A 22,546-nucleotide genomic window follows, 5' to 3' on the forward strand; every position below is an offset into this window, starting at 1 on the left:
GCTGGCCCTTCTTGAAATGTTTTCTTTGATAATTGCTTGATGTAGTCATTTTGCAACTCCGTTCTCCCAACTGAAGTGATTCTGACTTCAGCATAGAAGCTCAAGTTAAGTTGAGGTCAAGATGGAATGACAAAGATTTCAGTGCATTTAGCGAAACAGCATCACTTTAAGCGCCGCTTCACTATCAACATCAGCAAATTCTGGCGGATTATCTAACCGTTTAACAAAGCTCAGCACGGGTGCTTCTTCCTTCATGCTTTCAATCAAGAAATCACTACTAACCTGAGGAGAGTTCACACATGCAAGCACTTCGCCCTTTTCGGTGAGTAACTCAGGCAAACGACGCAGAATTCTTTTGTAGTCTTTGGTTAGAGCAAAGCTGCCTTTTTGAAATGAAGGTGGATCGATGATGACTAGATCATAAGGTCCGGATCTTTTGATTTTCCCCCAAGACTTGAATATATCGTACGCGAGAAATTTCACTTGATTAAGGTTGTGCTCATTCAATCTATGGTTATCTCGTCCTTTCGACAATGACGCTCTTGCCATATCTACGTTAACTACTTGATCAGCCCCACCATCGATAGCGGCAACTGAAAATCCACAGGTATAAGCAAATAAGTTAAGAACATTTTTATGTTTAGCATGCTGCTGAACCCACTCTCGGCCTAAACGCATATCGAGAAACAAACCAAAATTTTGGTTGCGACCAATATCGAGTTGGTACTTCAACCCTGATTCAACCACAACAGGTTTAGTGTTCAGTTCACCGATAAGCACTTCCGATGGCGCACCTTCGCTGTATCTATGCTGGATAACCACACACTTGACGCCTTTCTCCTGCCATAGCGCAGTTTGAGATAACTCATGCAATCCCTGTTTGAGCTGTTCAAGAAACTTATCGTCAACACTCTTGAATATATTGATCAGCAGCTGGCAATCGACCCAATCACAAGTGATCTGCTCTAAACCTTGATAAACACGGCCTCGACCATGAAATAAACGCCTGACTTCGTTAGAAGCACTCGATAACTGCTCCGAAATGTGAGCGAAGAATGTAGGAAGTTGTTCAACCTGCATACTGGTTCCTGTTATTTTTTGATTTTCGGCCATGAAAGCTCCCAAGGTTTTAACCAAGCATTAATGCCTTGGCTGACATTTTCCTGCTGCCATTTTTCTCCAAGCAGAACACTTTCTCTAGGATCACAGACAAACTGGAATGTTTTTCCATGCAACTCAAATTCAAGCGCAAATGCATGGAGGTAACCTCGGTCTGATTTACTGGCGGGGGTATAAATCGCATCACCGACTATAGGTGAACCGACCGACTTTAGTGCTACCCTGATTTGATGCGTTTTACCAGTATAGGGCTTGCACAAGAACAAACGCTCTCCCGGTTCCGCGCTAGCTGAAAGAAACTGCGTGATCGCAGGATTTGAATGAGAGTTGGTCAGTTTCCATGCCGAGCGACGCGAACGCTCCATATCACCACTGACAAGCCCTTGTTTCTTTTTAGGCTTCTTACTACCAATCGCCAAATAGAATTTCTCCACACGACGTAGAGCAAATTGTGCCGATAACTCACTTGCAGCCGCAGCGTTGCGCGCAAGCAAAAGAAGCCCAGAAGTCATCTTATCCAATCGATGCACAAGGTAGAGTTGCTCATCTCCAGTAAACAATGCCACTTCATGTAGCAACATGGTTTCGCCATCATCTTTATGAACTGAAACATTGGGGTGTTTGTTAATGACGACAAAGTCTGAGTGAGAATAAACGATATCAAACATAGAGGGCTCCACTTTGGACGCATGAGTATACCTGTTATGCGATTGAATTCCATGAGTAGATAAGCAAATAAAAACGGGAAGCCATATTGGCTTCCCGTTTATGCTGTTGTTTGGATTCAGCGTTACAGTTTCTTAGAGAAGAGACCAACAAGCGCAATGATCCCAATACCCAATAGCATGATTTCACCTTTGCCACTATCGAAGCCAGACTTAATGCCCATGAAAGCAACGATTGCGATAGCAACAGGAATAACGAATTTCACCAGGTTGTACCAAAGACCAAATAGAGGGAAAGGTACTTTACCATCGTTAGTGATTTCTTTCTCAAGCTCGGCACGACTTAGACGCCAGCCCGCAAAGATACATACCAGCATTCCACCAACGGCTAGGAAGATCTTGTCAGTCAGTAAGACAAAAATGTCGAATGTACCTGTACCAAACAGAGTTGGACCTACACCATTCAGAGATAGAGAAGCAAACACACACAGCGCCGCCATGACCGAGCTGGCTGCGATTACCGCTGTTGGTCGTTTCATACCTTTCTCATCGATTAAGTAAGAAACCACTACTTCAAGCAATGAAACTGACGATGTTAATGCTGCAACAGTGAGACCGATAAAAAACAGCAGCGCGAAGATAAGGCCAATAACACCACCCATTTCAGCGAACAGCTGAGGAACAACAACAAACACCAAACCAGGACCTTCTGCTGGCTCCATACCAAATGCGAACATCGCTGGGAACATGGCCACACCAGCTAGGATAGCAACACCCGTATCCATTGCTGTCACCATGCCGGTCGTCTGAACTAGATTCTCTTTCTTCTTCAGGTAAGAACCGTATGTCATCATACAACCCATACCGAGACTTAGTGAGAAAAACGCCTGCCCTAGTGCAGCCAATACAACATTGCTATCCACTTTAGAGAAATCTGGCATAAATAGAAACTCTAAGCCGGCCATCGCACCTGGCAGCATTAAGCCTTTTACCGATACAACGATCAGGATGAGGAACAGCAGTGGCATCAGAATCTTGCCCGCCTTTTCGATACCGCCAGAAATACCTTTAATTACGATAGCGATGTTAAAAATTAGGTAAATACCCATCCACATCAATGGCTGAAAAGGGTCAGAGGTAAAACCACCAAAACTATCGCCGATCGCTTCAGGAGTATTGAGTAGTCCACCACCAACTTTAAAGATGTATGCCAGTGCCCAACCGCCTACTACTGGGTAGAAACCCATGATAAGCAAGCCACTGAAAACACCGATGACACCAGAAAATGTCCAACGACGATCGGTAGACTTAAACGCACCGACTGCAGATAAACCTGTCCTACGGCCAATAGCGAACTCTGTCAACATAACGCTAAAGCCGATAAAAATAACAAAAATCAGATAGATAGCTACGAACGCACCGCCGCCACTCTCACCTGCTGTGTAAGGAAACTTCCATATATTGCCCAAACCTACAGCAGAACCTGCTGCGGCCATTACGAAGCCTAATTTAGACCCCCATGTATCACGGGGCTTTGCACTTGTACTGGTAGCCACGGTTACTCCATTAATAAATTCATTAGTTGTGTTTGCTAGGTTAGGCGTCGAAAAGTTGAGTGTGCATTTTTATTTACACCTTTTAGAATTCTGAGTGACCCTAACATTGTGGCAAGTAAAGCAGTTTGGGAGTAAAATTGGAACCCCAAAAAGTATAAATTCCCACCACGACACGGTATAGCATGCTTAAACGCTGCTTTTTTAATCAAAACCCTCCTCTTTTATCTACAATTTACATTTTCATAACATAATAATTCTATTCCTGATATTTATCTAACCACTTATGTCACATTACTCATAACAACATTTAGCAACGAAATTTTGTTGTCGGCGCTGTGAACTGGATTTAATATCTAAGCTAGCCATACACTACGCACAACCAATTGATTTATTCAGGAAATTGAATGGAAAAGTTCTATCACTTCCTCACATTAGCAGGCATTGTCTTTTACTGGATTCTAGTTGCAGGAGTGACTTTGCGCGTCGTTCTGAAACGGAGAGCCGTTAGCGTCTCTCTCGCATGGCTAATGATCATCTACATCATTCCCATTGTTGGGGTCGGATGCTACTTCCTATTTGGTGAATTGAATCTTGGGCGGAAAAGAGCAGAACGTGCAAAAGAGATGTTTGCTCCTTTCGCTAAATGGTTTTCCAGTCTTAATGAGTGCCATGCACACGATACTAAGACCTTTGGACGCCACATCTATCGCATTGATGAGTTGTGCAACAACCGCTTGGGCCTGCCAGCCTTGAGTGGCAATACACTGTCTCTTCAGAGCTCGCCTACTGAAATACTCCACTCCATCATTAATGATATTGAGAGTGCGCAGACAAGCGTAAGAATGGTTTTTTACATCTGGCATCCGGGTGGGCTTGCCGATTCAGTCGCCTCCGCACTAATAAGGGCTGCAAAGCGTGGAGTGGACGTCAAACTGCTTCTCGACTCAGCAGGCAGCCCACGCTTCTTCCGCAGTCCGTGGCTCAAGATGATGCAAACCGCTGGTGTGGAAGTAGTGCAAGCATTGGAAGTGAGTCCTTGGCGTATTTTTCTGCGTCGTCTCGATCTCCGTCAACACCGCAAGATCATCGTTATAGATGACAATATTGGCTATACAGGTTCAATGAACCTCGTTGATCCAGCTTTCTTCAAACAAGAGTCAGGCGTCGGACAATGGATCGATATGATGGTCCGTGTCACTGGCCCAACCGTAAATGTTCTTTCTGCTATCCACTGCTGGGATTGGGAAGTGGAAACTGGCTCTCGTTCACTCCCTCAGCTACCAGAATGCCGGCTGGATCCAAATGAACCTCAACATCCAGTGCAAGTTGTGCCTTCTGGGCCAGGGATGCCTGAGCATCTGATCTCACAGGTGCTGACACTCGCGATTAATCAGGCTAATCAATCCGTGAGGATAACCACTCCCTATTTCGTACCCAGTGCAGATCTACTCGAAACCCTCAAAATGACGGCGCAACGAGGCATTTCCGTTGAACTGATTATCCCGCACAAAAACGATTCACTGATGGTCCAATGGGCTTCGAGGGCGTTTTATGCTGAGTTAATGGAAGCTGGTGTAGAAATTTACGAGTTTTATGGTGGCCTATTGCATACCAAATCGGTTGTTATTGACCAACAGTTCTGTTTAGTAGGAACCGTTAATATGGACATGCGCAGCCTTTGGCTTAATTTTGAGCTCACATTGGCTATCGATGACGAAGCATTCACTAAAGAGATGTATTGGCTTCAAGAGAATTATATGCAAACCTCCCATCAAGTGAAGTTAGAGGAATGGAAAAAGCGCTCTCTATATTCACGTTTCTTAGAGCGTACTTACTACCTATTTAACCCACTTCTGTAATCTGTTATTTCTTACTCTTGCCCCTCTTGCTATTCATGCGTTGCCATGTTTTAAATAGAGCAACGCATTTTCAGGTAAGGACTTCCAATGTCAGAAGGCAAGCAAACAAAACTCATCACCGCAGGTCGTGATGAAAAATGGACCAATGGTGTCGTTAATCCCCCCGTTCAACGAGCTTCTACTGTCGTGTTTAATACGGTTGCTGAAAAACACCATGCAACCGTTAACCGCGCAAACAAAACACTCTTTTATGGCCGTCGCGGCACCAACACTCACTTTGCTTTCCAAGATGCAATGGTTGAAGTTGAGGGCGGCGCAGGTTGTGCTTTATACCCTTGTGGTACAGCGGCGATTTCAAACGCGATTCTCTCTTTTGTCGAGTCGGGTGATCATATTCTTATGGTTGATACCTGCTATGAACCAACCCGCGACTTCTGTGACAAGATCATGAAGAAGATGGGAGTAGAAACCACCTATTACGACCCTGTGATTGGAGAAGGTATTCGCGATTTGGTTCAGCCTAATACCAAAGTACTTTTTCTAGAATCACCTGGCTCTATCACTATGGAAGTGCAAGACGTTCCAACCTTAGCCAAGATCGCTCACGAACATGACATCATTGTGATGCTCGATAACACTTGGGCTGCTGGTGTGAATTTCTCGCCTTTTAAGCATGGTGTTGATATTTCTATTCAAGCGGCGACTAAGTATATTGTTGGTCACTCAGATGTAATGTTAGGCACTGCCATCGCCAACGAAAAGCATTGGGATCAACTGCGTGAGCAAAGCTACCTGATGGGTCAATGTGTGTCGCCGGATGATGCTTATTTAGGGCTTCGAGGTATCCGCACACTAGATGTCCGACTTCGCCAACATGCTGAAAATAGCCTTAAGGTTGCCAAGTGGTTACAAAGTCGACCTGAAGTCGATCACGTGCGACACCCAGCTTTAGAAAGCTGTCCCGGTCATGAGTTTTACCAGCGAGATTTCAATGGCGGTAATGGCCTGTTTTCATTTGTACTCAAAACCAGCTACCCACGGGCTACTACAGCACTACTTGATGGAATGAAGCATTTCAGCATGGGCTATTCTTGGGGAGGTTTTGAAAGCTTAATTCTGGCAAACGAACCGAAAAGCTTCAACAGCTTGAGAACCATTGCCAATCCAAACTTTGATGGCACGTTGATCCGCCTGCATATCGGTTTGGAGAATGTTGAGGATCTGATCGCTGACCTTGAGCGAGGTTTTGAACGCTACAACTCACTCATTTTAGAGCAGTCCGCGACGGCTTAAGCTAGCCAATTCAATCAAGCCCCTGACTCAGGGGCTTTTTTTTAAATTAATGATATTATTGAATATTTTATCAATTAAAAATGTTATTAATATGTTAATTGATTGTGTTGTTTTGTATCTCCAATTCACAATTCTATTGCTTACTATCCATTCAAATTTCGTATAGATCAGTTTCTGCTCTACTGTTTAGTTACTCATCAGAGGTCAAACCAGAAGGAGCTAATTTTGAAACACAAACTGATACTTGCTGTGCTCTGTATTTTCAGTTTAGGGCTATCAGCAACAACCAGCGCATCCGGTGCGAGTGGTTACACTCAAACTCAACATCCCATCGTGCTAGTTCACGGGTTATTCGGCTTTGATACTTTGGCAGGCGTTGACTATTTCTACGGTATTCCTCACGCATTGACCAAAGATGGTGCCAAGGTGTACGTCGCCCAAGTTTCCGCGACCAATAGCTCGGAAGTTAGAGGAGAGCAGTTGCTTGAACAAGTGGAAACTTTACTTTCAGCAACAGGCGCAGCAAAAGTGAACCTAGTCGGACATAGCCACGGTGGTCCTACTGCCCGTTACGTGGCATCTGTCAGACCTGATCTTGTCGCTTCTGTCACCAGTATCGGCGGTGTCAACAAAGGCTCTAAAGTCGCTGATCTCGTTCGTGGTACCGTACCGGAAGGATCGGGGTTGGAGGCCTTGGCAGTCAAACTAGCCGAAGGACTAACGACATTGATTAATCTGTTGTCTGGTGGTGGCGACCTCGACCAAGATCCTCTTGCTTCATTGGATGCATTGACGACTGAAGGTTCACTTGCGTTCAACCAACACTACCCTGAAGGCATTCCTACTACTGAATGTGGCAACGGTGAATTACTCGCTGATAATGGAGTCTATTACTACTCTTGGACAGGTTCTTCTACCTTTACCAATATCTTCGACCCAACAGATGCCGCAATGACCATTCTAGGCTTAGCATTCAATGAACCTAATGATGGACTGGTTGGGGCTTGTAGCACTCACTTAGGTCAGGTTATTCGTGACGACTACAAAATGAATCATTTGGACGAGATCAACGGCTTGCTAGGTATCCACCATTTATTCGAAACCGATCCTGTTACCCTTTATCGCCAGCATGCCAATCGCCTGAAACTTCAAGGTTTATAGGAACGACAAGATGAAAAAGACCGCTCTAATAACAACAGTGATGATCGCCTCGATGAGTCTTGGAGCGGTCTATTTTGTCAATCAAGAAGACGGCGAAACTGTGATAAACCAATCACAATCTCAACGAGATACCCAGATCGATACCTCCTCAAGTCGAGACTTGTTTGATTACGCGCTAAGCAGCTTAGGTGAACAAGAGTTAGACCAAATTAAAGCTCAGATACAAAGCTTTCCTAAACACCAACAAGGTCTAGTCGTCGATGAAGCACTCTTCGAGACCTATTTACAATACAAAACCGAACTTGCAACTTTAGAGTCTTTTACCTCACTTAAAATCACCCTAGCCGATCTAGAACAATTGCATCGGCAGATTATGGCGCTACAAAGCCAGTATTTTACTGACGAACAGATACAAACATTATTTGGTGAAGAAAATAGATTACGCCAGCTCGCGATCGATAAACTCGCGATAGCCAATCAAAACTTGGATGCGGAGTCACAAGCGCAATGGTTAGAAGAGACCTTAGCCGACCAACCTGACTACATTCAGCAAGCAGAACGCAACAATCAGCTCATTATCGGGCTTAACCAATCGGCTCAAATGGATGAACAAAGCAAACATTTGACGCGCGTAGAGTTAGTAGGGGAAGAAGCTGCAGAGAGGCTTGATAAACTAGACGCCAAACGTGAAAAGTTTAATACTCAGCTCGACAGCTACTTGCAGCAAAGAAGCGTAATCCTATCTGACAACACCTTATCGGACGATGACAAGCAATCTCAAATCGCATATCTGAGAGAGCAAAATTTCGACTCTGTGCAATGGCGAAGAATCGAGGCATTAGAACGCATCCATGATCAAAATTTGTAGTCATAGGTTGCGTCTAAGCAATCAATACTTGGGTTTCTTAGGGCAAATCACCAGATGGTCATCGACCATGCCAACCGCCTGCATAAAAGCGTAGCAGATGGTCTCGCCCACAAATTTGAAGCCCCTCTTTTTCAGGAATTTGCTCATGGCTTTTGACTGCTCTGTCGAGGCTGGCACTTCGCTCATCTCTTGCCACTGATTGACCCTAGGCTTGCCATCCACAAACTGCCATAAGGCCTGTGATAAGCTACCGTATTCTCCAATTAATTCTTTCGCGGCTCGCGCGTTACTGAATACGGACTTAATTTTGCCTCTGTGCTTAACCACATCATAATTTTCAACAATATGCTCAGCGTGCCCATCCTCATACGCTGCCAATATATCCAGGTCATAATCTTCAAAGGCTTGTCGGTAGCCTTCGCGTTTTTTTAGGATGGTGATCCAACTCAATCCTGCTTGGGCTCCCTCTAAAGTAATAAACTCAAACAATACCTTATCGTCATAAACGGGAACGCCCCACTCTTTATCGTGGTATTCACGCTCAAGCTCATGATTCATCGCCCATGCACAAGTGGTATCCATTGCTTTCTCCTTAAATAAAACGCCCCCGACAAAGTCAGGGGCGTTTTCGATGTTAGTTGAATCAGTTTGGCACTTCTACTTTGTGAAAGATACGATACAACACTGGTACGACAATAAGTGTCAGTACTGTCGCAAATCCCAAACCAAACATGATGGTAACAGCCATTGGCTTAAAGAATATATCCGGTAGCAGCGGAATCATACCTAGGATCGTGGTGATAGCGGCCATACACACGGGACGTACGCGGCTCAAAGAAGCGTCCACGACGGCCAGATAGGGCTCTTTACCTGACTTCATTTCAATTTCTATTTGGTCAAGCAGTACAATACCGTTTTTGAGTAACATACCGGATAAGCTGAGGAAACCGAGCAATGCCATGAAACCAAACGGAGTGTTCAATGCCAACAGGCCAGTTGTTACGCCAATAATAGCAAGTGGAACGGTCAGCCACACAATCAGTGGTTCCTTCACGGTATTGAACAGGAACACTGTCACCAGAAACATAAACAAATAACCCATAGGCATGGTTGTGAACAATGAAGCTTGTGCATCACCAGATGACTCATACTCCCCCCCCCACTCCAACTTATAACCTGATGGAAGTTCAATCGCTTCAATCTGAGGTTGCAAGCGTTTCTGCAATGTCGCTGCCGTCTCTTCGCCAAGCAAATCTGGGTCTGCCATCACTGTCAGCATGCGTTTTCGGTTCTTGCGTACTATGATGGGATCTTCCCAACGCATGTCGTAACCTAGGGTTACTTGCTGCAATGGGATGTATTCGCTTAATGCCGGGCTCCAAATTTTCATCCCTTCAATGTTTCGAATATCCACACGCTCTTCTTCTGGTAACCGAGCCACAATAGGCATAAGCGTTGTACCATCACGATACACACCGACTGATTTTCCTGAGAATGACATAGCAAGAAATTCGTCCACATCTGACTTAGTGATACCATAACGTCGAGCCTGACCCTCGTTAAACTGTGGTTCCAACACTTTAGTACGCTCGCGCCAATCATGACGGATGTTGGTCGCACCTGGGTCAGCATGCATAATGTCTTCAACTTGCTTGGCAATAGTTCTTAATACAGTCGGATCAGAACCGATAAGGCGAGCTTCTATCTTAGCGCCACCACCTGGCCCCAATTCAATTTGCTTGAGCTTGTAATTGATTTCTGGGAACGTTTTTTCGACGTGGGTTCGGAAATCAGACATCAACTTAGCCAATTGTTCATAGTTCTCGACCCGAGTCGTGATCTCGCCATAAGCCGCATAGCTCTTCTCTGGCGCGTAAGTGAGCATGAAACGTTGCAAACCTTTACCCGCTGTGGTCGTAATATGCTCAACACCATCCTGTTCAGACAGCCAAGACTCCAATGCCTTCAGCTTTGTATTGGTTGCTCTAATGTCTGTCCCTTCCGGAAGCCAGATATCCGCTTGAAATATTGGCGTTGTTGATGATGGGAAGAATGACTGTTTTACGAAAGTGAAACCGTAGATACTGACCACCAAGCCCACAATCATCACAGCAACCGTCAACCAAGCGCGCTTCATACAGAACTCAAGGAAGCCCTTATACAATACGAATATCATGCCGTTATACGGATCGCTATCTTCACCTCCACCTTTCGTCTTTTGTCCTTTGAAAAAGAGGTCTGCAAAAAACGGCGTCAGGGAAATCGCAGTAAACCAGCTGAGCATTAGAGAAATAAGGAGTACAGTAAATAGAGTGCCACAGTACTCACCCGTTGCATCCTCTGATAATCCAATAGGAGCAAATGCGGTTACAGCAATAACAGTCGCCCCCAGTAACGGCCACTTTGTTTGAGTGACAATATCGGTGGACGCTTGTAACCTTGTTCTACCTTTTTGCGTCCCTATGAGTATCCCTTCGACCACTACGATGGCGTTATCCACCAGCATACCAAGTGCGATGACCAGTGCGCCGAGTGAAATACGTTGAAGATCGATGGCAAAATACTTCATAAAGATAAAAGTGCCCAACACAGTCAGCAGCAGAATCAAACCAATAAGCAGACCTGAACGCAGCCCCATAAAGAACAGTAGAACGATAATGACGATCGCAACAGCCTGTCCGAGGCTCACAACAAAACCACTCACTGATTTATCTACTTCTTTTGGCTGGCTATAGATTTCAGAAATATCAACGCCAACAGGTTGCTGGTACTTGAGCTCTGCGAGGCGACGATCGAAACGTTTCCCCACTTCAACCACGTTAACACCTTGAGCAAACGAGACACCTAGGTTCAACGCCAATGAGCCGTTGAAGGTAATAATATTGTCCGGAACGTCAATATATCCCCGCTTAATTTCGGCAACATCACGAAGATAAATCAATCCCTGAGCACCGCTCTCCGTGATGATCAAATCACCCAGTTGATCGACATTCTCAAACTCACCCGTCGGTTGAATACGTATATACTCACTGCCAACCCGAATAGCGCCCGCATCAGAAACCACGTTTTGAGTCGACAGCAGATTAAACACGGTGTCAGGAGCTAAACCTAAACTACTCAAACGCTTCATTGAAATTTCGATGAAGACTTGCTCTTGTTGCTGACCAGAAACAGAGACCTTACTCACACCATCAATCAGCTCCAGTTCACGCCTTAAATAGTCGACGTAATCGAGTAGCTCCTTGTAACTGTACCCTTCCCCCGTTACAGCGAGCAAAATACCGTAAACATCACCAAAATCGTCAATCACCTGAGGGGGATTCACACCTGGTGGAAACTGACCTTCTAGGTCATTAACCTTGCGGCGCAACTCATCCCAGATTTGCGGTAAATCGTCTGGGCCGTAGTTGTTCTTCATTGTCACCGTGATTTGAGATAACCCACGACTAGAAATCGAGTTTATCTCATCAACATACGTAAGCTGCTGAATCGCTTTTTCGATCGGATAGGTCACCTCTTCTTCGACTTGTTGGGGCGTCGCCCCAGGGTAAGAGGTCACGACCATGGCGTCTTTAATAGTGAAGGCAGGATCTTCCAAACGACCTAAGCCGAAGAACGCTGCTACCCCACCAATCAAAAAGATCAGTGAAATCATCCAACTGATGACACGATTGCGAATAAAATACGCGGCGATACCTGTTATCTCTTCGTCTTTGAGAGACGGTTGATTATTTTGCTCAGTCATTGCCTGCCTCCTGATGTACGATTTCAACCTTCATCCCTTCCCTTAAACGAGAAATGCCCGCCACTATTACCTGCTGTTGGCTTTCAAGGCCATCAAGAATTTGCAAATCATTTTTGGTCACTTTACCAACCGTTACTGCTTGTTTAGAAACAGTGTTGCCATCGTTTAAAACCCAGACATATTTGTTCGAACGGCCAATATCGTCGCCATCAGCATTGAACACAGCTTCAATAGGTACCAATACACCAGCGTTCAAGCTGAGGCCTACGTCATCACCTTCAGATGTCACTTCAACCGCCATACCGTCCAAAATAAACTCTTCATCAGGCATAGGAAGTGACAGGGTCACGGTAAATGTACCAGTGGCAGGATCTGGCTCGGTGGTGAATTCTTTTATGGAAGCTGAATATTCATTTCCACTTGGTACTTTCACCAAAGCTTGAATACGTGACAAGGTTTCGGGATCCGGTTGATTGACATACAGTCGATCCGGTAACTGAATCAGGACTTCAACATTTTCGAGGCTATGAATATTAACAACCTGCTGCCCAACCTGAACATTTTCAAACTGATCAACACTGACGCGGGAGATAATGCCATCCACGGGAGCAAGCAACTCGGTGAAAGAGAGCCTTAGCTGGGCTAGCCTTAACTCTGCAAAGGCAATCTGTCGATTTGCAGCAATTTCATCGAACTGAGATTTCGCTAACAAGCCTTTGTCGACTAAAGGTTTCGACCGCTTGTACTGGCTATCAACCACGCTGTACTTTGCCGAGGCATTGTCAACAGCCAGTTTATAATCCGTAGGGTCTAGCTTGGCTAACACATCACCCTTCTTAACTTGGTCACCTTCTTTAACATTGAGCTCACTGATTTCTCCTGCAACACGGAAACTGAGATGTGAGCGTTCTGCGGCATTCGCCACTGCAGGGAAATACAAATTGTCGCCTTGTGTTCCACTGCCTACTTCCATGACTTTTACTTTAGGTAAACCAAAATCCACATACTGATTTTCAGCACCACAGCCAGCAAGAATTGCAGCTGTGGAAAGCATACTCAGGCTAATCCAGTGCTTCATATTACAACCCTCGCTCCTTGACCCACTCTCTCACTTTGATACCAGGCTCAATTCCACTGACACCAGAGATAATGATACGGTCACCATCATTTAAGCCACTTTTCACCTGACGTTTGTCGTTTAAAACAATCGCGGCTTTCTCAACCACGCCTGTCTGACCGACACGCCACACGCAGGTTTTGCCGTTTTCTTCGAAGATAGCGGCACTAGGGATTCGAGTCGCTCCGGTTGCATCCACTTTGACATGCACCTCACCCGCCATACCAGGAAGAATACCGATGTCAGTTGGACGTTCCATTACCATAGTGACTTTGTATGAACCTGTTTTAGGATCGGCTTCAGTATCGACTTCTTGGAAAGTGAGTTCGTAACTTTTCTCTGGGAAAGCATCAAACTTCATCGTAGCGGTAAGGTTAATACCACTCGCGAAACGATTAAGTAAATGATCTGGAAGCTGGAATTGCACCTTCATCAGCTGATTGGTCTGAATGTTCATCACGCCTTCTTTAGCCGCAATATATTCATAGTTCTCGGCGGGAATGATCGAGATGGTGCCATCATATGGCGCAATTAATTTGGTATAACGCAGATTGGCGCGCGCTTGTTCTAAAGTCGCCTTTGCCGAATTGTGGTTGGCTTTGGCTTGATCAAAGTCTTGCTCAGAAACGACTTTATCAACGCGAAGCTTTTTATAACGTTCATATTGAACGTCGGCCAGACGATATTGCGCCTCAGCTTGTTTGGCCAACAACGAATATTCGTCTGGGTTTAAAGAAGCTAGTACTTCACCTTTAGTTACAGGTTGACCTGAAAGCACATCGATAGATTGAAGTTGACCCGGGACTCGGAAAGCTAAAACGGCTTTGTCACCAGCTTCAGATGTGGCGGGAAAATGTCTTTCAAACTGAGCATTGCCAACTGAAACAGTAAAGAGTTTTGCAGGTCTGGAATCGGGTTCAGGGACAGGAGGGAGCTCCTTACCACAGCCGCTTAGGGTTGCAGCCATGGCGAGAAGCACGAGATTCTTGTGCATAGTCAAACATCCATTTGTCACTTGTAGATACAAAGATAGATGAATGATTACCCGACTGCCAGATACATACCAGTAAATTATTATGAAAATTAGTAATTTGCTGAAAAAAGATAGTCGCACTTCTCACTATGAGCTATAAACTTTTAAACTCTCGGTCGACTTTAAATGTGTCAGATGTTACATACGCTTCTAGATCACGAATGTTGCCTTCGAGCCTATCAAAATCTCTCTCAAGCGTCTCTAGCAAAGCGCCTGGAGTTTGGCCTTGTTGCCATGGCTTACTTTTCAGCTTATGCTCCTGCTCACTCTTCAGAGACTCGACATAATTGGCAGGCTGTTTCTCAATCATAAACGTCATCGCTATATACGCCAGCAGTACCAAGAAGCTACCGCCTAGAAGCGCGGCAGATATGACCAATATTCGAATCAACCAAACTTCTGTACCAAAGTAGTTTGCTAAGCCTGCACAAACCCCAGAAAGCTTACCATTGGTAGTATCACGATACAGTTCTCGTTTATTCATATCTACGTCTCCAATTGGGGGTTTCTTCATCAAGAATGCGCTCCAGCGTGTTCACTCGCTTTTGCATCTGATCGGCTTTTTCTGACAAGGTTTGTAGCCTTTGAAAATCGTCTTCCGATAAACCACCTGCTGTTTTCTTCTTACTGCGATAATGCAGTAGCAACCACAATGGAGCGACAAAAATCAAGAAGACAATCAATGGTCCAGCAATAAGAAATGACGACATAAGCGACTCCTAAATAGGCAACAGTTTTACTGTCAGCAAGCCCTCTGCTTAGCGTAAACTGTCATAAAATCAATTAAATAAAACTAAGTACTTCAATACTTTTTAATGAAACGATCCTTTAGGCTAAGTCAGGTGGTGCACCTGACCTATGCGCTCGGATGAAGAAGGATATTACTTCTTTTCGCTCATCTGTTTTTTCAGTTTTTCGAGCTCTTTCTCAATTTCATCTTGAGCTTGAAGTTCAGCAAACTCTTGGTCTAAAGATTTCGAATTTCCTGACTTAGCGTACACATCAGCTTCAGCTTCCAATTCATCAATCTTGCGAGAGTATTGCTCAAATTTCGCCATTGCTTCAGACGTACGCGCAGTGTGCAAGTGCTTTTGCACATCACGTCTATTCGATGCTGCCTGAGAACGAATAGTGAGAGCCTGTTGCTTAGCTCGAGTTTCGGTGATTTTACTCTCAAGTTTACTAATTTCACCAGTGAGTTTTGCAATTGTTTCTTCTACTAACGTTTGTTCAGTATGCAGACCTTTTAGTACGTCTTGAAGCTTTTGCTTTTCAATTAGCGCTGCCCTTGCTAAGTCTTCACGCTGCTTAGTCAGAGCCAAAGTTGCCTTCTCTTGCCATTCAGTGATTTGTTCTTCAAGGGCTTCAACTTTACGTGACAACTCTTTTTTATCCGCAATCGCTTTAGCGGAGTTTGTTCTTACCTCAACCAAGGTATCTTCCATTTCCTGAATGATAAGACGAATCATTTTTTCAGGATCTTCAGCTTTATCCAATAGGGCGCTGATGTTTGAATTTACGATGTCGGCGAAACGAGAAAAAATACCCATAACTTAGCTCCTTATGCTGCAATCAATCACTACTGTCGCAAATTGATTGCATCTAATGTTCATAGTAGGTTTCACTTACTCATGAACTAACCAAGATACGTGCCAACTTATAATTTCATATAAAACAATACATTAAGAAAAATATCATTGTAATTTTATCTAATCTATGATGAATTTAACTAACAATAGGTAAATTTCACCATCGGAGTGGTTTCATGCAACAGAATCTCATTGGCGAGTCACCCGCTTTCCTTTCGGTCCTAGATAAGGTATCCAAACTGGCCGCTATAGAAAGACCCATTCTGATCATCGGTGAGCGAGGAACGGGTAAAGAATTAATTGCACAGCGCCTACACTATCTTTCGAAACGGTGGGACCAATCACTTATCTCTCTCAACTGCTCGACTTTAAGTGAAGGCTTGATTGATTCAGAACTGTTCGGCCATGAACAAGGCGCATTTACTGGTTCTAAGGGTCGTCACAAAGGGCGCTTTGAGCGTGCTGAAAATGGTACGCTATTCCTCGATGAACTCGCCACTGCTCCGTTGTTGGTCCAAGAGAAACTACTGAGAGTCATTGAGTACGGACAGTACGAACGTGTCGGTGGACACCAACTGCTTAATGCCAACGTGCGTTTGATTTGCGCAACCAATGCAGACCTTCCCATGATGGCTGAAAAGGGAGAATTCAGAGCAGACTTGCTCGATAGACTTGCATTCGACGTCATCCATTTACCACCGCTTCGCCAACGCAAAGAAGACATCTTGCTGTTAGCAGAGTACTACGCCATAAAAATGTGTCGAGAGTTAAGCTTTGAGTACTTCGTTGGTTTTTCTCCCAATGCTGAGCGGTCACTACTTGATTACCAGTGGCCGGGAAATGTCCGTGAACTGAAGAACGTCATAGAAAGAGCCGTCTATCAGCATGGGCAACAAGACGTACCAATTGATAACTTGATATTCGATCCTTTTGCATCCCAGTGGCAAACGAAACCCAACCGCACTGAGATAGGATCAGGCGCAACGACAGAGCAAGCTACTTATCACTTTCCGATCGACTACAAAGTTTGGCAGGAAAGCCAAGATATCGAACTGTTAAAAGCAGCACTTGAAGAGAGTAAGTATAACCAACGGAAAGCTGCCGATATGCTGGGTCTGAGCTATCATCAGCTAAGGGGGATGATTAGAAAGTATAACCTCTCCAATCTCTCCTAAACACATGGCGTATTATTTTGAAAACCACAAACTAATAATGGTAAATTACTGAGTTCTTGAGGCATAATGGAAAGTTATATTATGCTTTGTCTCCGGCAATTGTTCTTTCTATGAAAGCAATCATTCAACTGACATTGAGTATCTTCGGTATCACGCTACTTTCTGGCTGTGGTGAAGAGCTTGATCACAATAAAATTCGTCAAAGTGGTTTCGTCTACTGTGGTCAAGGTGGGCCAACTAGCTTCAATCCACAGTTGGTGGACAGTGGTATTACGTCTGAAACACTAAGTCCTCAAATTTTCGACACCTTACTAACGCTAGATTCGAGTAATTTCAAACCCATCGCCAATCTTGCCACGAGTTGGTCAGTTAACAAAGCGGGGACGGAGTATACGTTTAACCTGCGTGAGGACGTCAGTTTTCAAACGACCGCATGGTTTACCCCCCGTAGAACCATGAATGCAGACGATGTGGTGTTCAGTTTCCGTCGCATCATCGACAGCGCTCATCCCTATCATTACGTAGGTAGCGGTCTATACCCTTGGTTCAGTGGTATTGACTTTCAAGACCTATTGATTGATGTTCAAGCTGTTTCAAAACATCAGGTTCGTTTTACCCTAAGCCGTCCGGATAATACCTTTTTGTCTAACATTGCCACAAGCCACGCTGTCGTCCATTCAGCGGAGTATGCAAGTCAGCTTGAGTTAAGAGACGATAAAGCCATGCTAGACAGTCACCCTGTTGGAACCGGACCATTCTATCTAGATGATTATCAGGTCAACGACCTAGTCAGACTTAAACGCCACAACGGTTACTGGAAAGGCAGACCCAAGATGGCTCAGGTGGTATTCGATATTTCCCACCGCGGGACAGGTACTTTAGCTAAACTGCTTCGCAATGAGTGTGATGTATTGAACTCACCTCTGTCCAGCCAGATCCCTATTATTGAAAAGCAGAGCGATATCGAGCTGACGGCTAAACCAGCAATGAACATCTCGTTTATAGCGGTAAACACAACCCATCCCGCGCTCAATGATCCTAGGGTAAGAAAAGCACTCAACTACGCGATTAACCGCCAAAATATTCTGGAGTCTGTCTATTACGGAACCGGTAGTCAGGCATACTCTGTTTTACCACCAAGCTCATGGGCTTACCTCAAAGACAGTGTTCAAATTCGTTATGATCGAAATTACGCCATAGCTCTGATTAAAGATGCGGGATTCGACAAAGGACTTGAGCTAACAATGTCAGTACCTCTTGAGCCAAGGGCATATAACCCGAGTCCTCGTAAAACAGCAGAGCTTATTCAAGCTAATTTGGCAGATATTGGCATTACACTCAACCTGCTAACAGACGACCGCTATGATCGCACTGATATAGCAAACAATACCAATATTGACCTATATCTTACCGGATGGATTGCCAACACAGGTGACCCAGATAACTTCCTTCGACCCTTGCTTTCGTGTGATTCAAAACGGGTCGGTTTGAATGTCTCAAGTTGGTGTAACTCCGACTTTGATTTCCTGCTCGATCTCGCGTTAGAAGTCGATAAGCCTCGTTACCGTCTCAACTTATACAAACAAGCGCAAAACATTCTCAACGAAGAGTTTCCTGTGATACCACTGAGTCATGGCATGCAGTTCCAAGCGCATGATGCTTCATTGAAGGGCTTCAAAGTAAGCCCATTTAACGCACAGCCTTTTGATGCAGTAGAGAGGGCTAAATAATGTTTCTTTATACCTTTCGACGCATCAACCTTTTTATTATTACTTTACTGATACTGACCATGGTGGGCTTTAGTCTTCTTCGCCTTGATCCCAACTCTCATTGGTCTCTTCAAAGTTTTTGGCCTGGTTGGTTAACTTACATTGGCGAGCTCATGCATCTTAACTTTGGGGTGACAAAAAATGGCGTTCCAATCGCCGATGAACTCGCTTTGGTCTTTCCTGCAACACTTGAGTTGTGCTTAATTGCATTTACGCTTTCTCTCCTCATTGGTATTCCAATAGGAACGCTGGCGGGGATGAAACAAGGAAAATGGATTGATACAGCGATTTCCTTTACTTCTATGTCCGGTTATTCTGCGCCTATATTCTGGGTGGCACTGCTAATGATCATGGCATTTTCACTTCATTTTGAGATGTTGCCAGTCGCCGGACGTTATGATCTGCTCTATGAAATCGATCACGTCACTGGCTTTGCCATCGTAGATGCCTTCTTTACGCGTGGTGAATATCGCGCCCATGCCCTACAAAGTGTTCTCGAACACTTGATATTACCCTGTCTGGTGTTAGCACTAGCCCCCACAACTCAAGTCATTGGCTTAATGCGAGCTTCGGTCGCTGAGGTCATGGGGCAAAACTACATTCGAGCCGCTCGCATTAAAGGTCTTTCAACACATGAGATTGTTACTCAACACGTATTGAGGAACGCGATACCACCTATTATTCCCAAGATAGGTGTTCAACTTTCAAGTATGCTGACGCTGGCCATTATCACTGAATCGATCTTTAATTGGCCTGGTATTGGGCGCTGGCTTCTAGATGCGTTGTCCAATCAAGATTACGTTTCGATCCAGGCAGGCGTTATTGTGGTCGCGACTTTGGTTTTGACCGCTAATATTCTTTCAGATTTGATCGGTGCAATGGTCAATCCGTTAGTAAGGAAAGAGTGGTATGTTAACCGATAACGTATATCAGGAAGAACAGATCCCGACTCAGTTTGAGCGTTTTTGGCGCAGTTATCGTGCCAATGGACTGGCCATGTTCGGATTGTGGTGCCTTGTCTTAATCACACTGGTCACTATTACTTCTCCTTGGTTGACACCGCATGACCCTCATGCACAAGCCGGTGAGTTATTAGTCCCGCCTTCTTGGGATCCAGCAGGCACAGTCGAGTATTTCCTCGGTACCGATGACTTAGGTAGAGATATTCTCTCCCGTCTCATTGAAGGTTCACAATTAACCTTCGGTGCTGCGGTCATCATCACACTCATTGCAACACTTGTAGGTTGTCTAATGGGTATTTTAGCGGGAATGACAAAAGGGCTAGTATCGAGTACGCTTAACCATCTACTCGACACGGTTATGTCTATCCCCTCTTTACTACTGGCCATTATTTTTGTCGCATTTCTAGGCTTTGGTGAGTTTAACATCCTACTTGCAATATGCCTTGCATTGATCCCAAGGTTCGTCCGCTCGATTTACATAGCGGTCCACACTGAAGTTGAAAAAGACTACATCATGGCGGCACGTCTCGATGGCGCAAATGACTTTTATCTACTCTGGAATTCCATCTTACCGAATATTTTAGTGGTGGTTGCGTCCGAGGTAACTCTCGCTCTTTCCATTGCTATTTTGGACATTACTGCGCTGGGTTTCCTCGGTTTAGGCGCGCAAGCTCCAAGCACCGAATGGGGAGCCATTCTCGGTGATTCGGTAGAACTAATCTATTTAGCACCTTGGACGGTGACACTTCCCGGTCTTGCCATTATGTTTATTGTGATCGTCATAAACTTGGTGGGTGAAGGGGTTCGTCAAGCTCTCAATGCGGGGATTGAATAATGCCATTACTAGATATTCGCCACCTGACGATTGAAATTGAGACACCTCAAGGGCTGATGAAGGCGGTAGATCGAATGAGCCTGACCATGAATGAGGGTGAAATTCGTGGTTTAGTAGGCGAGTCCGGGTCAGGTAAAAGCTTAGTTGCCAAAGCCATTGTTGGTGTCTGTAAAGAAAACTGGAAAGTGACCGCCGATCGGATGCGTCTTGGCAATGTTGACTTACTCCAGTTAACACCGAAAGAGCGACGTAGGGTTATAGCGCGCGATATAGCAATGATTTTTCAAGAACCTTCCACTTGTCTCGACCCTTCGGATGAGGTCGGAAAACAGCTGATTGAGTCGATTCCAGCTCATTCTTTTAGCGGCAAATGGTGGAAACGTTTTCAGTGGCGAAAAAAACAAGCGGTCGCCCTGCTACATAAGGTTGGAATCAAAAATCACGAACAAATCATGTCGAGTTACCCATATGAGTTAACAGATGGTGAATGTCAAAAGATAATGATTGCCATGGCTATTGCGGCCAAACCTAAGCTCCTGATCGCTGATGAACCGACCAATGACCTCGACCCAATCACACAATCTCAGATCCTAAGGCTGCTTAGTCGTATGAATCAGATCAATAACACTTCGATAATGTTAATCGGTCATGATCTTACCACCATAACTCAGTGGGCAACTAGAATTACCGTTATGTATTGTGGACAGTCGGTCGAATCAGCAGATACGAAAAAGATTCTTGAGAAATCTAAGCACCCTTATACAGTGGCTTTACTCAAGGCGATGCCTGACTTTGGTGAGTGGATCCCCCATAAAGAAAAACTTCAGTCTCTACCCGGAAGTATTCCACCATTGCAGCATTTGCCTATCGGTTGCCGCCTCGGGCCACGTTGCCCGTATGCACAAAGGCAATGTGTTGAAATGCCAATGACAAAACAGGTTAAAAATCACAAGTTCGCCTGTCACTTCCCGCTCAATATGGAGAAGAAAAAAGTATGAGTGCGCTGCTAGAAGTCAATGGTCTGGGCAAAGAGTTCGTAACTCGATCCGGTTTGTTTCGAAAAAAAGTCCATCAAGCAGTTAAGCCCGTCAGCTTTACACTTGAAGCAGGCCAAACTCTTGGTTTCATTGGTCAGAATGGCTCTGGAAAATCGACGCTAGCACGGATGTTAGCAGGTGTAGTAGAACCCACAGCCGGTGAAATTCGTGTCAATGGGGAGCGTTTAGAGCACAAAGATTATTCAACTCGCTGCAAATTGATCCGGATGATATTTCAGGACCCTAATACCTCTCTCAATCCACGCATTCAAATTGGGCGAATTCTTGAAGGTCCTTTAAAACGTAACACCAATATGACGCCTGATGCACGTATGAAACGGGTCAAAGATGTCTTGCTTCGGGTTGGACTACTTCCAGAACATGCGTATTTTTACCCTCAAATGCTAGCCGCAGGCCAAAAACAGCGTATATGTCTGGCACGAGCTTTGATTCTTCAACCTTCGATTATTGTTGCAGATGAAGCACTCAATGGTCTTGATATGGCCATGCGTTCCCAGATTATTAATCTATTCTTAGAACTACAGGAAGAGATGGGCGTATCGTTTATCTACGTATCGCAGCATCTCGGGGTCGTTAAACACATCACGGATAAAGTGATGGTTATGCATAATGGTGAGGTGGTCGAGGCTGGAGAAACTCAGCAGATTTTGAGCTGCCCAGACCACATCATCACTCAACGTATGGTGGAAAGCCACTTCAACAAAGCGACCTGCTTTAAGTAATCGGTTTTAAGATTGACAGG

Annotated in this window: 20 protein-coding genes; 10 read left to right on the top strand and 10 right to left on the bottom strand. The window is 44.8% G+C overall.

Features of this window, described 5'->3' with window-relative positions:
- Positions 1–147: 147 nt before the first annotated feature.
- From TW84_RS03970 to TW84_RS03980, 3 genes are all read right to left on the bottom strand, one after another.
- Positions 148–1,080 carry a class I SAM-dependent methyltransferase gene (locus tag TW84_RS03970; protein ID WP_045974419.1) on the bottom strand — a complete coding sequence of 311 codons (933 nt, stop codon included), beginning with the start codon at positions 1,078–1,080 and terminating at the stop codon, positions 148–150.
- An 11-nt stretch (positions 1,081–1,091) separates the two neighbouring features.
- Positions 1,092–1,787: a TIGR01621 family pseudouridine synthase gene (locus TW84_RS03975; RefSeq protein ID WP_045974381.1), complete on the bottom strand. Its 696-nt coding sequence runs from the start codon at positions 1,785–1,787 to the stop codon at positions 1,092–1,094.
- Between the two features lie 122 nt (positions 1,788–1,909).
- On the bottom strand, positions 1,910–3,340 hold the full coding sequence (locus tag TW84_RS03980; protein ID WP_045974382.1) for a sodium-dependent transporter: 1,431 nt from the start codon (positions 3,338–3,340) through the stop codon (positions 1,910–1,912).
- Positions 3,341–3,744: 404 nt separating this feature from the next.
- On the opposite strand from TW84_RS03980, the gene cls reads away from it, so the two are divergent.
- The 4 genes from cls (at position 3,745) to TW84_RS04000 (ending at position 8,521) form a co-directional block, all read left to right on the top strand.
- The gene (gene cls, locus TW84_RS03985; protein WP_045974383.1) at positions 3,745–5,199 is read left to right on the top strand and encodes a cardiolipin synthase; all 1,455 of its coding nucleotides are present in this window, start codon (positions 3,745–3,747) and stop codon (positions 5,197–5,199) included.
- Between the two features lie 87 nt (positions 5,200–5,286).
- Positions 5,287–6,492, top strand: a complete 1,206-nt coding sequence (locus TW84_RS03990) for a cystathionine beta-lyase (RefSeq protein WP_045974384.1) — start codon at positions 5,287–5,289, stop codon at positions 6,490–6,492.
- 237 nt (positions 6,493–6,729) lie between these two features.
- Positions 6,730–7,653 carry an esterase/lipase family protein gene (locus TW84_RS03995; RefSeq protein WP_157634002.1) on the top strand — a complete coding sequence of 308 codons (924 nt, stop codon included), beginning with the start codon at positions 6,730–6,732 and terminating at the stop codon, positions 7,651–7,653.
- Between the two features lie 10 nt (positions 7,654–7,663).
- Positions 7,664–8,521 (top strand): lipase secretion chaperone, encoded by an 858-nt coding sequence (locus tag TW84_RS04000; protein ID WP_045974386.1) that lies wholly within the window; start codon positions 7,664–7,666, stop codon positions 8,519–8,521.
- 21 nt (positions 8,522–8,542) lie between these two features.
- On the opposite strand, the gene TW84_RS04005 is transcribed toward TW84_RS04000, so the two are convergent.
- From TW84_RS04005 to pspA, 7 genes are all read right to left on the bottom strand, one after another.
- The gene (locus TW84_RS04005) at positions 8,543–9,103 is read right to left on the bottom strand and encodes a DNA-3-methyladenine glycosylase I (protein WP_045974387.1); all 561 of its coding nucleotides are present in this window, start codon (positions 9,101–9,103) and stop codon (positions 8,543–8,545) included.
- A 61-nt stretch (positions 9,104–9,164) separates the two neighbouring features.
- The gene (locus TW84_RS04010) at positions 9,165–12,266 is read right to left on the bottom strand and encodes an efflux RND transporter permease subunit (protein WP_045974388.1); all 3,102 of its coding nucleotides are present in this window, start codon (positions 12,264–12,266) and stop codon (positions 9,165–9,167) included.
- Entirely contained in the window at positions 12,259–13,344 is a 1,086-nt protein-coding gene (locus TW84_RS04015) for an efflux RND transporter periplasmic adaptor subunit (RefSeq protein ID WP_045974389.1), read from the bottom strand. Before TW84_RS04015 ends, TW84_RS04010 begins: the two co-directional genes overlap by 8 nt.
- Position 13,345: 1 nt before the next feature.
- On the bottom strand, positions 13,346–14,377 hold the full coding sequence (locus TW84_RS04020) for an efflux RND transporter periplasmic adaptor subunit (protein WP_045974390.1): 1,032 nt from the start codon (positions 14,375–14,377) through the stop codon (positions 13,346–13,348).
- Between the two features lie 133 nt (positions 14,378–14,510).
- Positions 14,511–14,900, bottom strand: a complete 390-nt coding sequence (gene pspC, locus TW84_RS04025) for an envelope stress response membrane protein PspC (protein WP_045974391.1) — start codon at positions 14,898–14,900, stop codon at positions 14,511–14,513.
- The gene (gene pspB / locus TW84_RS04030) at positions 14,893–15,126 is read right to left on the bottom strand and encodes an envelope stress response membrane protein PspB (protein ID WP_045974392.1); all 234 of its coding nucleotides are present in this window, start codon (positions 15,124–15,126) and stop codon (positions 14,893–14,895) included. Before pspB ends, pspC begins: the two co-directional genes overlap by 8 nt.
- A 171-nt stretch (positions 15,127–15,297) precedes the next feature.
- On the bottom strand, positions 15,298–15,966 hold the full coding sequence (gene pspA, locus TW84_RS04035; RefSeq protein ID WP_045974393.1) for a phage shock protein PspA: 669 nt from the start codon (positions 15,964–15,966) through the stop codon (positions 15,298–15,300).
- A 215-nt stretch (positions 15,967–16,181) separates the two neighbouring features.
- Between pspA and pspF the strand changes: the two genes are divergently transcribed.
- From pspF to TW84_RS04065, 6 genes are all read left to right on the top strand, one after another.
- Positions 16,182–17,180 carry a phage shock protein operon transcriptional activator gene (gene pspF / locus TW84_RS04040; RefSeq protein ID WP_045974394.1) on the top strand — a complete coding sequence of 333 codons (999 nt, stop codon included), beginning with the start codon at positions 16,182–16,184 and terminating at the stop codon, positions 17,178–17,180.
- 110 nt (positions 17,181–17,290) lie between these two features.
- Positions 17,291–18,910, top strand: coding sequence for an ABC transporter substrate-binding protein (locus tag TW84_RS04045; protein WP_045974395.1), 1,620 nt, complete (start codon positions 17,291–17,293; stop codon positions 18,908–18,910).
- On the top strand, positions 18,910–19,872 hold the full coding sequence (locus TW84_RS04050) for an ABC transporter permease (RefSeq protein WP_045974396.1): 963 nt from the start codon (positions 18,910–18,912) through the stop codon (positions 19,870–19,872). Before TW84_RS04045 ends, TW84_RS04050 begins: the two co-directional genes overlap by 1 nt.
- Positions 19,859–20,746, top strand: coding sequence for an ABC transporter permease subunit (locus TW84_RS04055; RefSeq protein ID WP_045974397.1), 888 nt, complete (start codon positions 19,859–19,861; stop codon positions 20,744–20,746). The genes TW84_RS04050 and TW84_RS04055 overlap by 14 nt, the downstream gene beginning before the upstream one ends.
- Positions 20,746–21,744, top strand: coding sequence for a peptide ABC transporter ATP-binding protein (locus TW84_RS04060; protein WP_045974398.1), 999 nt, complete (start codon positions 20,746–20,748; stop codon positions 21,742–21,744). The genes TW84_RS04055 and TW84_RS04060 overlap by 1 nt, the downstream gene beginning before the upstream one ends.
- Positions 21,741–22,526: a peptide ABC transporter ATP-binding protein gene (locus TW84_RS04065; RefSeq protein ID WP_045974399.1), complete on the top strand. Its 786-nt coding sequence runs from the start codon at positions 21,741–21,743 to the stop codon at positions 22,524–22,526. Before TW84_RS04060 ends, TW84_RS04065 begins: the two co-directional genes overlap by 4 nt.
- Positions 22,527–22,546: the final 20 nt, after the last annotated feature.

Source organism: Vibrio neptunius, assembly GCF_000967495.1.
GTDB classification, from domain to species: Bacteria; Pseudomonadota; Gammaproteobacteria; order Enterobacterales; family Vibrionaceae; genus Vibrio; species Vibrio neptunius.

Excerpts from the sequence above, each read along its gene's own strand:
- TW84_RS03975 (WP_045974381.1), bottom strand. The coding sequence starts at position 1,787 with ATGTTTGATATCGTTTATTCTCACTCAGACTTTGTCGTCATTAACAAA.
- TW84_RS04060 (WP_045974398.1), top strand. The coding sequence starts at position 20,746 with ATGCCATTACTAGATATTCGCCACCTGACGATTGAAATTGAGACACCT.
- pspB (WP_045974392.1), bottom strand. The coding sequence starts at position 15,126 with ATGTCGTCATTTCTTATTGCTGGACCATTGATTGTCTTCTTGATTTTT.
- cls (WP_045974383.1), top strand. The coding sequence starts at position 3,745 with ATGGAAAAGTTCTATCACTTCCTCACATTAGCAGGCATTGTCTTTTAC.
- TW84_RS04050 (WP_045974396.1), top strand. The coding sequence starts at position 18,910 with ATGTTTCTTTATACCTTTCGACGCATCAACCTTTTTATTATTACTTTA.
- TW84_RS04000 (WP_045974386.1), top strand. The coding sequence starts at position 7,664 with ATGAAAAAGACCGCTCTAATAACAACAGTGATGATCGCCTCGATGAGT.
- TW84_RS03990 (WP_045974384.1), top strand. The coding sequence starts at position 5,287 with ATGTCAGAAGGCAAGCAAACAAAACTCATCACCGCAGGTCGTGATGAA.
- TW84_RS04020 (WP_045974390.1), bottom strand. The coding sequence starts at position 14,377 with ATGCACAAGAATCTCGTGCTTCTCGCCATGGCTGCAACCCTAAGCGGC.
- TW84_RS04045 (WP_045974395.1), top strand. The coding sequence starts at position 17,291 with ATGAAAGCAATCATTCAACTGACATTGAGTATCTTCGGTATCACGCTA.
- TW84_RS04005 (WP_045974387.1), bottom strand. The coding sequence starts at position 9,103 with ATGGATACCACTTGTGCATGGGCGATGAATCATGAGCTTGAGCGTGAA.
- pspC (WP_045974391.1), bottom strand. The coding sequence starts at position 14,900 with ATGAATAAACGAGAACTGTATCGTGATACTACCAATGGTAAGCTTTCT.
- TW84_RS04010 (WP_045974388.1), bottom strand. The coding sequence starts at position 12,266 with ATGACTGAGCAAAATAATCAACCGTCTCTCAAAGACGAAGAGATAACA.
- pspA (WP_045974393.1), bottom strand. The coding sequence starts at position 15,966 with ATGGGTATTTTTTCTCGTTTCGCCGACATCGTAAATTCAAACATCAGC.
- TW84_RS04055 (WP_045974397.1), top strand. The coding sequence starts at position 19,859 with ATGTTAACCGATAACGTATATCAGGAAGAACAGATCCCGACTCAGTTT.
- pspF (WP_045974394.1), top strand. The coding sequence starts at position 16,182 with ATGCAACAGAATCTCATTGGCGAGTCACCCGCTTTCCTTTCGGTCCTA.
- TW84_RS03970 (WP_045974419.1), bottom strand. The coding sequence starts at position 1,080 with ATGCAGGTTGAACAACTTCCTACATTCTTCGCTCACATTTCGGAGCAG.
- TW84_RS04065 (WP_045974399.1), top strand. The coding sequence starts at position 21,741 with ATGAGTGCGCTGCTAGAAGTCAATGGTCTGGGCAAAGAGTTCGTAACT.
- TW84_RS04015 (WP_045974389.1), bottom strand. The coding sequence starts at position 13,344 with ATGAAGCACTGGATTAGCCTGAGTATGCTTTCCACAGCTGCAATTCTT.